This window comes from Streptomyces sp. WZ.A104 (assembly GCF_002382885.1).
Taxonomy (GTDB): Bacteria; Actinomycetota; Actinomycetes; order Streptomycetales; family Streptomycetaceae; genus Streptomyces.
The window spans coordinates 18,394-29,629 of record NZ_NWVL01000087.1 but is presented as its reverse complement, the minus strand read 5'-3'; the positions used below and the strand labels follow the sequence as shown (position 1 = coordinate 29,629).

Below are 11,236 nucleotides of genomic sequence, written 5' to 3'. Positions count from 1 at the left end.
CGCCGACGCCACGCATCAACCCTGGCCGTTGAGGCAGGGCGGGGACGCGGGTACGCACACGGGAGTGCGGCACTGCGGTAGGGTCGCACTCTCAAAGTGGTTGCTTCGCAGTGTCGAAGGTCTTCGCGGTGCCGGTGGTGAGGTAGTAGCCGCCGGGGAAGATGAGCCCCTGGTCCTCGGGGAGCCGGTGGCAGGACGGGCCGATGCCGTCGAGCCGCTGGACCGTGGCGAGCAGCGAGTTGAAGACCAGGTGGCGCCAGACGGTCTCCTTGTACGGGCGCACCCGCAGCAGGACCAGCGGCCCGACCTCGGCGTACTCCACGTCCGCGTCGGCCAGCGACTGGAGGGGCTCGTCGACGGGCTCCTGGTAGATCCCGTCCGGCGACTCGGTGTCGTCGGTGACCTTGACGGTCAGTGTCCCGCCGAGCGTGTCGACGTAGAGCCCGCCGCCCTTGCCGATGGCGATGTGCGGGTGGCGCCCGGGCACGTGGGCCTCCCGCCCGGCCACGGTCCACTCGAAGTCGTGCGAGGGCGGGAAGACGTGGTCCCGCTCGCCCTGCGCGTCGAGGAAGGCCCCGGGCGACCCGTCCGCCCCCAGGGCCCACCGCAGGACCCGGATGTCCTCGGCGTTCTCGCCCGTACGGAACACGGCGAGGAGCCTGCCGCCCACGCGGCGCAGGCGCAGGAGGCGGGCGTCACGGAAGTAGCGGTGGAGCGAGGAGAACTCGCGGCGGAAGCCGTCGTCGTCGAGGAGCGTGGTGCGCGGCTCGCTCGCGTCGTCGTCCTGCGGCCCCTGCGCCCCGTCCGGCCCCCGCGGTCCTTCCGGCCTCGCGTCCCGTACGAGGAGTACGTCCTCGACCCCGGCCTCGCCGCTCGCCCCCGGCCCCCGCTCGAACCCGAACAGCAGCTGCCCGCCGACGGCGATGAGGTCACGCGGGATGGAGGGGTGCCCGGTGCGTACCCGCTCGGTGGACAGGAGCCGCAGCTCCGTCGAGCCGAACTCCTCGGTCCGCCGTACGTTCAGCGCCTCGGCCCGCCGGACCAGCTCGGCGGCCTGCGCGCCGAGCCGTCGCCGCAGCACCTCGTAGGCACCGGCATCCACATCGCCCTCCCCGCCCTGGGGCGCGGTGGCGGTGGCGGTGATGTCGCTGTCCATGCGTACGGCTCCCTACGTGTTTCTTCCTGCGAATCCAGCCCGCCCGGCGTTGGCGGACAAAACCCTCGTCCACGGCGGGGCTGCCCACCGCGGACGAGGGGGACACCGGCTACCCGAGCGCCCCGGCCCCGTTGCGGGAGGCGGCCTCGGCGGCCGGAGCCACCGGCGTACCGTTCGCCAGCGACGACACCGGCAGATCGGCGAGACCCAGGTCCTTCGCCGCCGCCAGCAGCTGCTGCACCTGGCCCGACGCCGCCCCCGACGACGACCCCATCAGCCGCATCAGCAGTGCCGACACCGTCAGATTCTGTACATCGCCCGTGGAGAACGAACCCAGCACCCGGGTCAGGTCGTCCGTGAAGGAGGACGAGCCGTCCAGCCACGGGCCGGCCAGCGCCTGCGCGGTCTGCGAGTTCTGCATGAACCCGTCCACGCCCTTGCCGAGCGAGACCGAGGAGACCAGCCGGTCGAAGAAGACCGAGTCGCCGCCGACGATGTCGATGTCGGCGTTCTCCAGCCCGGTCGCGAGGACCGTCGCCTGCGCCTCGGCGACCTGCCGCTGGACATCCAGCCCGGCCAGCCGGATCTCCTTCTCCGCGTCCAGCCGGAGACGGTACTCCTCGTGCGTACGGGACGCCTCGTCCAGGGCCGCCATCGCGGCCGCCTTCTCCGTGAGCCCCGCGGCCTCCGCCTTCAGCTTCTCGCCGATGACCGCCGCGTCCGCGGTCGCCTGGGCCTGGGTGCCCTCGGCGTTGGCGAGCGCCTTGAGCCGGGCGCCCTCCGCCTCGGCCTTGAGCCGGGCCGCCGTGGCCTCGGCCTCCGCGAGACCGGCCTTCTCGATGACCTCCGCCTCCGCGTCGCGGACCTGGACGGCGGCCAGTCCGGGTGCGGCCGACTCGGCCTGCACACCTTCCGCGAGCCGCAGCTTGGCCTGGGCGTCGAGGTCGGCGGTCTTGAGCCGGGCCTCGGCGAGCGTGAGCTGCTCGGCCGCCAGGTGGGTGGAGGCCGCTTCCGCCGCCTCGGCCGCCTTGATGTCCTTGACCAGCTTCTCCTGGGCCTCCGCCTCGGCGGCGATGATGACCGACTTACGGGCGCGCTCGGCGTCCTCGACGGCGCGCAGGGTGAGGATCGACTCCTCCTGCTCGGCGACCGTACGGTCCACCGCGATCCGCTCCCGGATGACGTCGGCGACCTCGCGGCGCTCGGCCTCGACCTCCTTCGTGGCGGCGATCCGGTTCAGCTCGGTCTCGCGCTCGCGCCCGATGACCTCCAGCATCCGGTCCTTCTCGATGCGCTCGCTCTCGACGGCGATGACCCGCTCGCGGTTCTTCTGCGCCACGGCGATCTCACGCGCCTGGTTCTCGCGCTGGATGCCGAGCTGCTCCTCGGTCCTGATGAACGCGGTCTGCGCGCCGAGCCGCTCCTCCTCCTGCACCCGCGCGGTGGCCGACTCCTCGCGGGCCCGCAGGCTCTCGACCTCGCGGCGCTGCTTGATCTCCGCCTCGGCCTGCCGGCGCTCCAGCTCCAGGATGGTCTCCCGGGCGTCGACGTCCTGCCGGGTGATCTCCTTCTGCTCGGTGCGCTGGAACTCGTTGGTGCGTACGTGCTCGATCGCCGTCAGCTCGGTGATCTTCCGGATGCCCTGGGCGTCGAGGATGTTGGCGCCGTCGAGCTGCGCCATCGGGGTCTGCTCCAGGAAGTCGATGGCGGCGTCATCGAGGTGGTAGCCGTTCAGGTCGGTCCCGATGACCCGGATGATCCGGTCCCGGAACTCCTCGCGCTTGGTGTACAGGTCGACGAAGTCGAGCTGCTTGCCGACGGTCTTGAGGGCCTCGGAGAACTTCGCGGAGAAGAACTGCTGGATGGCGTCCTTGTCGCTGGCCCGTTCCGTACCGATGGCCTGCGCGACCTTGATGACGTCCTCGACGGTCTTGTTGACCCGGACGAAGAAGGTGATCTGGATGTCGGCGCGGATGTTGTCCTGGCAGATCAGTCCCTCGCGCCCGGCGCGGCGGATCTCGATCGTCTTCACCGAGATGTCCATCGTCTCGGCCTTGTGCAGCACCGGAAGGACGACGGCACCGGTGAAGGTGACGTCGACCTTCTTGGTCTTGGAGATGATCAGCGCCTTGCCCTGCTCGACCTTCCGGAACAGCCGGGTGACGACGAAGGCGATGGCGATGACGATGAGCAGGACGACGGCGATGAGCACGCCGATGCTCAGAGAGATGGCATCCATAGAGAGTCCTTGACGGCTGGTTGGTACGGAAGTGGCTTGAGGAGGGCGCCTGTCGACGACCGGTCACCTGCGAGCGGTCATGTGTGACCGGTCACCAGCGACGGAGCACATGCGGCCGGTCACCGGACAGGGCGAAGGGCCCCGTGCGGCGGAGCGGTACGGCGACGTGGTCGGGGCCGGGCCCGGCTGGGGACGGGCCTGGCCGGGGTCAGCCGTTCGCCCTGTCCGGCGATCCGTGCGCTCTCGCGTTCGGACCCGGGTCGAGCGCCGCGTCGTAGGGCGAGACCCAGAAGAACTCGCCCTCCTCGTCGTACGCGTAGAGGAGCCCGGCGCCGCCCTTGACGAGCAGCGTGTCCTCGGCGCTCGGACCGGGAAGCCGGTGCGGCGGGTCGGCCAGGCGGACCTGTACGACGGCCGTCGATCCGTCGCTCGACGCGACCTCGGCCTGGCCGAAGTTCGCGGTGACCGAACCGGTGCGGATCGTGCAGACGCTCCCGACGAAGTCGAGCCGCGATGGCGGAGGTTCCGCCGGGAAGAACCGGCGGAAGCGGTGTACGAGTAGGCGGACGGCCGCCCAGGAGATGATCAGCGACCCGGCGAGCACGGCGACGGTGAGCACGGCCCGCGCGGCGCCGCCGGTCCCGCTGCGGTGCAGCAGGACCGTACCGGTGAGGCTGCCGAACCAGGAGAAGAGGACCAGCAGGGAGACCGAGACGGAGACCGGGACTCCGCCGAAGCCGACCGGACCGGTGTCGAGGTCCGCGTCGAAGGAGTCGTGGCCCGCGGCCCCGGCCAGCACCAGCAGCCAGAAGCAGATGACGACGATCAGAGCGGCGCCGAAGATGACGGCGGGGAATCCGAGTGCCGCGCTCAGGAACTCGTCCATCTGTCCCGCCCCCTAGCGGTTCTGCGCGCGGGCCTTGAGGCGGTGCGCGTCCGTGATTCGGCACGGGGGGCGGTGTGCGGCGAGCGGCCGGCAGGCGGTGGGAGGGGGGCGGGGCCCGGACGCTGCGGCGCTGCCTGAAACAAGCCGCGGCGACCGGGTCGTTCCCCTCAGGTTCCCCCGTCGAATCCCCCGTTGGACTGTCCGAGGGGGGCTCCTGTCTTCCCCCGTTCCCCCGTTCCCCCGTGCTCCCCCGTGTGTTTCCCCCGTGGTGTTGCTGACCTGATCCTGTCATCCTCGGGCCGCCCAACGCATTGCCGGGTTCCGGCAATCTTTATGCTTCCCTGATGCCGGGCACCGGCACCGCCCCCTGTGCGTTGGGGGAATGACAGGACTGTTGCGAGGCTGAAGGAGCGTGCGTGGCCGAGCCGAGGATTCCCGAGGAAATGCTGGGCAACTATGCCCACATTCTGGGCGAAGTGGCCACCACCGGCCGTCGACTGACGCGTGAGGAGCTGGAAACGCGCCGGGCGCTGGGCCGGGAGGCGGCGGATGCGGGGCATCAGCTGAGGGCGTTGGTGGCGATGCATCTGGCGCATACGCGCGTTGCCTGGCCGAGCGCCGCTGCCGGAAACTCCCCTGCCGTGACGGACGCCGTGCTGGCCGCGGTGGAACAAGCGGTCGATGCGTTCGCCGAGGGCTTCGAACGGGCGCAGCGGCTGACGGTGCGCCGGGAGGAGGCGGCTCGCCGCGAGTTCATCGACGATCTGCTGTACGGGCGAAGCGACTTGGCCCGTCTCGCCGAGCGGGCCACCCGCTTCGGCCTGCGGCTTTCCCGGGCGCACGCGGTCGCGGTGGCCACGGGCCCGGAGGCGTACACGGAGACGGACGCGGTGCCGCGCAGTGTGGAGGCGGCGCTCCTCACGCGGTTCAGCGGGCGCAAGATCCTGCTGACGACGAAGGACGGCCGGATCGTCTGTATCGCCCCGGGCAGTCAGCCCGACGTCCTGCGCTACTTCGCCAAGCAGTCGCATGCGGCGACGGACGGTGGCCGGGTCGCGATCGGCCGCCCGCACAAGGGCCCCGGCGGGGTGGTCCACTCGTACGACGAAGCGCTCGAAGCGCTGGACCTGGCGGACCGGATGGGCATGACGGACCCCGTGCTGTACACCTCGGACCTCCTGGTCTACCCGGTGCTGACCCGGGACCGGCAGGCGATGGCGGATCTGGTGCGCAGTGAGCTGGGCCCGCTCCAGAAGGCGCGGGGCGGCGCGGAGCCGTTGCTGAACACGTTGGCGGTGTACTTCGACGCGGGCTGTGTGGCCGCCGAGACGGCCCGCCGGCTGGCCCTGAGCGTACGGGCGTTGACGTACCGCCTGGAGCGCATCCACCAGTTGACCGGTTCCGACCCGACGGACCCGGTGCACCGTTACAGCTTGCAGACGGCGGTGATCGGCGCGCGCCTGCTGGACTGGCCCGCGAAGGAGCTGTGAGGGGCTCCGGTGACCCCGCGGGGGCGGGGGCCGCCGGGCCCGGGCGCGGAAGCTCTGGGGCCTCTGGGGCCTCTGGGGGCTCTCAGAGGTCGAACTCGTGCGGCGGCAGGTCGAGCGCGAAGCAGGCCTCCCGTACGACGGCCCGCTCGGTCGCGTCGAAGTCGCCGTCGGCGCCGCCGATGACGATGCCGATCTGTACGACGGCACGTGCCTCGGCGGGCTTCTTCTTCGCCTTGGCGACCTCCTGGAGCACGCTGACCTTGCCGAAGTCGAAGTCGGCGGTGAGCTTGTCGACGTAGTCGTTGAACCGCCGCTGGAGGTCGTCGGCGGGGAAGTTCTGGAGGACGTCATTGCTCGCGATGAGCCCCGCGACGCGCTGGCGCTCGGCCGGGTCGATGGAGCCGTCGGCGGCGGCGACCAGGGCGCACATGGCCATGCTCGCGTCCCGGAACGACCCCGACTTCAGCTCGTTCTTCTTCGCCTCCAGCTGCGTCTGCATCGATGAAGCGGATTCCTTGATGCGATCCCACAGAGCCATGACATCTCCCTACGTTCTGGTGCAATTCCAGAATAAAGGCAACTCTACAGACGTGTAGAAGTTAGCAGTCGGGACGGCCCGACGACCGGTGAACCGACGGCTCGTCCCCTCGGAGCGAAAGGTTTCGGACACGGCAACGGCCGGTCGGCACAGCCCTGATGGGCATCCGACCGGCCGTGGTGAGGCGCGGGGGGCACGGAGGAGAGGGGCTACTCGCGCGTCTCGCCCGCCGGTTCCGGCGTGAGGTCGTCGTGCGTCGGCAGCCGGTGCTCGGGGGCGGACCGCGCGGCGGGCGCCTTCTGCGCGCCGATCGTGTCCTTGCCGCCGCCGCGCCGGGCCTCGATCCTCGCCGCGATGGGCTGTGTCCACCGGGCGGTGAGCGGGCCGACGACGACGAGGATCAGGACGTACGCGGTGGCGATGGGCCCGATGCGCGGTTCGGTGGCCACGGCGAGCCCGGCGATGACGATGGAGAACTCACCGCGCGCCACGAGGGTGCCGCCCGCCCGCCAGCGGCCGCGCGTACCGATTCCCGCGCGCCGGGCCGCGTAGTAGCCGGTGGCGATCTTGGTGAGCGTGGTGATGACCGCCAGCAGTGCGGCGGGCAGCAGCACCGGCGGGATGTCGGCCGGGTTGGTGGAGAGGCCGAAGAAGACGAAGAACACCGCGGCGAACAGGTCGCGGAGCGGGGTGAGCAGCTTGCGTGCGCCCTCGGCGACCTCACCGGAGAGCGCGATGCCGACGAGGAAAGCGCCGACGGCGGCGGAGACCTGGAGCTGCTGGGCGATCCCGGCGACCAGGACGGTCAGGCCGAGGACGACCAGGAGCAGCATCTCCGGGTTGTCGGAGGAGACCGCGCGGCTGATGAGGCGGCCGTGGCGCAGCGCCAGGTAGAGGACGAGGCCGACGGCCCCTAGCGCGATGACCAGGGCGAGGCTGCCGCCGGCCAGGCTGACCCCGGCGAGCATGGCGGTCAGCAGCGGCAGGTAGACCGCCATCGCCAGGTCCTCCATGACGAGGACGCCGAGGATGACCGGGGTTTCGCGGTTGCCGAGCCGGCCGAGGTCGGTCATCACCTTGGCGATCACGCCGGACGACGAGATCCAGGTGACCCCGGCGAGTGCGACGGCCCCGACGGGACCCCAGCCGAGCATGAGTGCGGCTATGGCGCCGGGTGTCGCGTTGAGAGCGAAGTCCACGGCCCCCGACGGGTACTGCGTCTTCAGGCTGGTGACCAGCTCGGACGCGCTGTACTCCAGCCCCAGCAGCAGAAGCAGCAGGATGACGCCGATCTCGGCGCCGACCATGGTGAATTCCTCGCTGGCGTTGAGCGGGATCAGTCCGCCGTGCCCGAACGCCAGCCCGGCGAGGAGGTAGAGGGGAATGGGGGAGAGCCCGATCCGCCCGGCGATCCGCCCGAGGAGCCCCAGCCCGAGGATGACGGCCCCCAGTTCCACCAGCAACGCAGTCGTGTCATGCACGGTCAGCCCTCCGCAATGATCTCGGAGAGCGCGTCGACGCCCTCACGCGTACCGACGGCGACGAGCGTGTCCCCGATGGCCAGTCGAAAATCCGGTTCCGGCGACGGGTGCGCGCTGTGCGTGCGCAGCACCGCCACGATGGATGCCCCGGTCCGCGTCCGCGCCCTGGTCTCCCCGAGCAGCCGCCCGCCGTACGGCGAACGGGACCCGAGGGGGATGTGCTCGGTGACGAGGTCGATGCCCTTGGTCCGTACGGCGTCGATGGGCGCCGGGTCGATGAGGTGCGCGAGGGCGGTGGCCTCGTCCGTCGTCAGGGGGACCGAGAGCTGGCACGAATCGGGGTCGTCCTGTTCGTAGAACCCGATGAACCGGCGTCCGTCGTGGTGCACGACGACCGAGATGTGCTGCCCCGTCTCGGTCGTGAAGTCGTACTGAGCACCCACTCCGGGCAGCGACGTGCGGCGGGTTCCCATGGCTTCCTCCCGAGACGTGCGGCGGTGTGCGCGCACTTGGTGTTCTCTTTATCCGGTCGTGACTTTATCGGGCGGCCGAAAGCTGTCGGCCGATCCCGTTCGGCCGATGAGTTCTCCGCCCCCGGCAGGTCCTAACGTTGTCGTCGACCGCGCAGAAGCAGGAGGAACACATGGCCCAGCTGCTGAGAGTCCAGAACTTCACGGTTTCGAGCGATGGGATCGCCGCCGGTGAGGACCAGACGCTGGAGCGGCCGTTCGGCCACGTCGACCCCGGGCGGCTCTTCTCCTGGGCGGGTGCCACGGCGAGCTGGCCGATGCGGTCGGATTCCGGTGGCAGCCGCGGCCTGGACGACTACTTCACGCGCGACTTCGCCCGCGGCATCGGGGCGGAGATCATGGGCCGCAACAAGTTCGGGCCGCAGCGCGGACCTTGGGAGAACCACGAGTGGCGCGGCTGGTGGGGCGAGGAACCCCCCTTCCACACCCCGGTGTTCGTCATGACCCACCACGAGCGTCCGTCGATCACGCTGTCCGACACGACGTTCCACTTCGTGGGCGGCGACCCGGCCGAGGTCCTGGACCGGGCGCGCGAAGCGGCGGGTGACAAGGATGTCCGGCTTGGCGGGGGCGTCACCACGATCCGCGAGTTCCTCGACGCCGGTCTGGTGGACACCCTGCACGTGGCGGTCTCCCCGGTGAAACTGGGGACCGGGCTCCGCCTCTGGGATTCGCCCGACGAACTGCTGGACCGATACCACCTGGAGGCCGTACCGAGCCCGAGCGGGGTGACGCACCACCTGTTCTGGCGAAGGTGAGGCCGCCGAGCACCGACACTCGTGGCCACGCTGCGGCAGATGCCCAGGAGCATTCGCCCCGAGGCCGTCCCCACGATGGCGGGTCTGGTCATCGCCGCGGGCACCGGGCTGAGCCCCACTCTGTGGCGCAAGCAGTACGGGGACTGGACCGAGGCAGAACCGACACCGCTGGAGGCGGGCTGAGAGGCCGGGTCCTCACTGGTTCCGGGCCGTCGCCGTGGGTGCCGCGGGGGCTGCCACGCAGACGCCGATGCGGAAGCCCGGCGGCGCCTGCGGTGCGTGGCAGGTCCAGTGGTCGGGGTCGGGGTCGGGGACGTGCGGGGTCGGGCGCAGTGCGAGTCCGCCGCGGCCGTCCGGGCCCAGGGCGATCTGCCGGAACGGCAGGCGTACGCCGAGGCCGACTGCCTTGGCGTACGCCTCCTTCACGGCCCACAGCTGTACGACGGCGTCCCGCCGCTTGCGGCCGGCCAGTGGTTCCACGTCGGCGCGTTCCTCCGGTGAGAGGCATCTCGTGACGATGCGCCGGACACTCTCCGGGTCGTCCAGGGCGGCGCAGAGCTGGACGTCGACGCCGACCGTCCGACCGCGGGTGAGGCCGATCAGGCACACGCCGCCCGAGTGCGACAGGCTGAACTCGATGTCCGACGCGAACCGGGGGTGGATCGCGGGTTTGCCGATCGGTGAGAAGACGAACTCCCACTCCCCCGGCGCGACGGGGGCACGCCGGGAAAGCTCGGTACGCAGCAGCCACCGGGTGTACTGGAACGCCTGCCGGTCCGTGTCGAGAGCGAAGGCGTCGGCCCGGCGCAGTTCGTCGTGCGACAGCACGGCCCGCCAGGTGTCCTCGGCGGGGGCCTCCGCGCCGTCCGGAGGGTGAACCCGGCCCATCACGGTCATCACTCCCGGGACGCGGGGTGCGGCGAGCCGGTGTCCGTCATACGGCGGGGAGGCGAGCGGGATCACGTCCTGGTTCCCTCCACGCTCGGGTGGACGCTGGTCGGGCGGTCGGGTGCGTCGAGGCCGCCGGTCTCCTGCGACCGCTGGCCTCCGTACACGACCAGCGCCCAGAGCAGGCAGGCGAACGCCGCGGTGTGGAGGAGGGCGCGGACGATGTTCCAGACCACCCACTTCGTCTCGAAGTCCGCGCGGACGGCGGCCAGGTCCTTGATGTCGTCGGGGGCGCCCGCGTTCGCGAGCTGAAGGTTCAGGGGGGCGCTGGCGCCGAGGGTGACCAGGAACGCCACCACGTACAGGACCAGGGCTGCGACCAGCCAGGACAGCGCGAGCCGGCCGTGGCCCTGGCGGGCCAGATACACGGACAGGCCGAGGAGGGGGATCGATCCGAGGAAGGGGAGGATGAAGACCGGGTTGAGGATGGCCATGTTGATGGTCTGCATCGTCTCGATGAGCGTGCGGTCGGACGACCTGGCCAGGCCGGGCATGACCCCGTAGGCGAAGGCCGCGAACAGTCCGGCCATCAGTCCGGTGGAGAGAGTGGCGGCGAGCAGAGCGCCGGTCTGGAGGCCTCTCATGCTGCGTCTCCTTTGTGTTCTCGAAGGTGTGCTTGGCGGCGTGCTCGACGGTCTGCGGGGCACGGCCTCGGGCCCCGACGGTCTGCGGGGCACGGCCTCCGGTCGGCCCGTCGCGGGCGTTCTCCGGGAGCCGTGCCCCACGTCTGCCGTCTCCTGGCGTGGTCGCCAAGGCTCACCCGTGGTCGCTCAGGTGGCCGGCCCGAGCAGGTCGGGCTGCTTGGCCAGTTCGCGCAGCTTGCTGCCCGGGTCGGGAAGCAAGCGGCGCGTTTCCAGGTCGAGCAGGCCGATCACTCCCTCGACCCGGGCGACGGAGATTCCGTCGGGGGTGTGGAAGCGCTGCGTGAGTTCGAGGAGCTTGCCCTGCCCACCGGTGATGGCGCAGCCCACGTCGACCTCGTCCCCGGCCCGCAGCTCGCGCTGGAACCGGATGGTGGCCTTGAGGAGTACGGGGCCGATGCCGGCCTCACCCAGGACGTCCGGGGTGAGGCCGGCGGCTTGCAGGAACTGCCAGCGGGCGTGCTCCGCGTACTGCATGTACACGGCCTGGTTGAGGTGGCCCTGCCGGTCGAGCTCGTAGGCCCGTGCCTGGATACGGACGCTGAACGGATTCTCCATGCCCACTCCTC

11 protein-coding genes and 1 pseudogene are annotated in these 11,236 nt (G+C 71.0%); 3 read left to right on the top strand and 9 right to left on the bottom strand.

Annotated features, from left to right (window positions below):
* Positions 1-100 precede the first annotated feature (100 nt).
* From CIB93_RS32175 to CIB93_RS32165, 3 genes and pseudogenes are all read right to left on the bottom strand, one after another.
* Positions 101-1,156: pseudogene (locus tag CIB93_RS32175) on the bottom strand (DNA repair ATPase); the annotation flags it as partial.
* 109 nt (positions 1,157-1,265) lie between these two features.
* Complete coding sequence (locus tag CIB93_RS32170) at positions 1,266-3,395, bottom strand: hypothetical protein (RefSeq protein ID WP_096632053.1); 2,130 nt, start codon at positions 3,393-3,395, stop codon at positions 1,266-1,268.
* 208 nt (positions 3,396-3,603) lie between these two features.
* Positions 3,604-4,281 carry a hypothetical protein gene (locus CIB93_RS32165; RefSeq protein ID WP_096632051.1) on the bottom strand — a complete coding sequence of 226 codons (678 nt, stop codon included), beginning with the start codon at positions 4,279-4,281 and terminating at the stop codon, positions 3,604-3,606.
* Between the two features lie 416 nt (positions 4,282-4,697).
* On the opposite strand from CIB93_RS32165, the gene CIB93_RS32160 reads away from it, so the two are divergent.
* A complete protein-coding gene (locus CIB93_RS32160; protein ID WP_096632050.1) occupies positions 4,698-5,771 on the top strand; it encodes a CdaR family transcriptional regulator in 1,074 nt (357 codons plus the stop codon).
* A gap of 82 nt (positions 5,772-5,853) precedes the next feature.
* Here CIB93_RS32160 and CIB93_RS32155 read toward each other — a convergent pair whose 3' ends face one another.
* The 3 genes from CIB93_RS32155 to CIB93_RS32145 form a co-directional block, all read right to left on the bottom strand.
* The gene (locus CIB93_RS32155; protein ID WP_096632048.1) at positions 5,854-6,309 is read right to left on the bottom strand and encodes a tellurite resistance TerB family protein; all 456 of its coding nucleotides are present in this window, start codon (positions 6,307-6,309) and stop codon (positions 5,854-5,856) included.
* Positions 6,310-6,518: 209 nt separating this feature from the next.
* Complete coding sequence (locus CIB93_RS32150) at positions 6,519-7,790, bottom strand: cation:proton antiporter (RefSeq protein ID WP_096632047.1); 1,272 nt, start codon at positions 7,788-7,790, stop codon at positions 6,519-6,521.
* Between the two features lie 2 nt (positions 7,791-7,792).
* Positions 7,793-8,263 (bottom strand): cation:proton antiporter regulatory subunit, encoded by a 471-nt coding sequence (locus CIB93_RS32145; RefSeq protein ID WP_096632045.1) that lies wholly within the window; start codon positions 8,261-8,263, stop codon positions 7,793-7,795.
* 170 nt (positions 8,264-8,433) lie between these two features.
* On the opposite strand from CIB93_RS32145, the gene CIB93_RS32140 reads away from it, so the two are divergent.
* Both CIB93_RS32140 and CIB93_RS38235 read left to right on the top strand, forming a co-directional pair.
* The gene (locus CIB93_RS32140) at positions 8,434-9,078 is read left to right on the top strand and encodes a dihydrofolate reductase family protein (protein ID WP_096632043.1); all 645 of its coding nucleotides are present in this window, start codon (positions 8,434-8,436) and stop codon (positions 9,076-9,078) included.
* A 39-nt stretch (positions 9,079-9,117) separates the two neighbouring features.
* On the top strand, positions 9,118-9,261 hold the full coding sequence (locus CIB93_RS38235; protein WP_179500320.1) for a hypothetical protein: 144 nt from the start codon (positions 9,118-9,120) through the stop codon (positions 9,259-9,261).
* Positions 9,262-9,273: 12 nt separating this feature from the next.
* Here the strand turns inward: CIB93_RS38235 and CIB93_RS32135 are convergent, their stop codons facing one another.
* The 3 genes from CIB93_RS32135 to CIB93_RS32125 form a co-directional block, all read right to left on the bottom strand.
* Positions 9,274-10,041, bottom strand: coding sequence for a 4'-phosphopantetheinyl transferase superfamily protein (locus tag CIB93_RS32135; protein WP_096632041.1), 768 nt, complete (start codon positions 10,039-10,041; stop codon positions 9,274-9,276).
* Complete coding sequence (locus tag CIB93_RS32130; protein WP_096632039.1) at positions 10,038-10,610, bottom strand: DUF1772 domain-containing protein; 573 nt, start codon at positions 10,608-10,610, stop codon at positions 10,038-10,040. The genes CIB93_RS32135 and CIB93_RS32130 overlap by 4 nt, the downstream gene beginning before the upstream one ends.
* Positions 10,611-10,796: 186 nt before the next feature.
* On the bottom strand, positions 10,797-11,225 hold the full coding sequence (locus CIB93_RS32125) for a thioesterase family protein (RefSeq protein ID WP_096632037.1): 429 nt from the start codon (positions 11,223-11,225) through the stop codon (positions 10,797-10,799).
* Positions 11,226-11,236: the final 11 nt, after the last annotated feature.

Bases quoted from the DNA above. Each gene is read 5' to 3' on its own strand.
- CIB93_RS32170 (WP_096632053.1), bottom strand. From the start codon at position 3,395: ATGGATGCCATCTCTCTGAGCATCGGCGTGCTCATCGCCGTCGTCCTG.
- CIB93_RS32165 (WP_096632051.1), bottom strand. From the start codon at position 4,281: ATGGACGAGTTCCTGAGCGCGGCACTCGGATTCCCCGCCGTCATCTTC.
- CIB93_RS32155 (WP_096632048.1), bottom strand. From the start codon at position 6,309: ATGGCTCTGTGGGATCGCATCAAGGAATCCGCTTCATCGATGCAGACG.
- CIB93_RS32145 (WP_096632045.1), bottom strand. From the start codon at position 8,263: ATGGGAACCCGCCGCACGTCGCTGCCCGGAGTGGGTGCTCAGTACGAC.
- CIB93_RS32140 (WP_096632043.1), top strand. From the start codon at position 8,434: ATGGCCCAGCTGCTGAGAGTCCAGAACTTCACGGTTTCGAGCGATGGG.
- CIB93_RS38235 (WP_179500320.1), top strand. From the start codon at position 9,118: ATGCCCAGGAGCATTCGCCCCGAGGCCGTCCCCACGATGGCGGGTCTG.
- CIB93_RS32130 (WP_096632039.1), bottom strand. From the start codon at position 10,610: ATGAGAGGCCTCCAGACCGGCGCTCTGCTCGCCGCCACTCTCTCCACC.
- CIB93_RS32125 (WP_096632037.1), bottom strand. From the start codon at position 11,225: ATGGAGAATCCGTTCAGCGTCCGTATCCAGGCACGGGCCTACGAGCTC.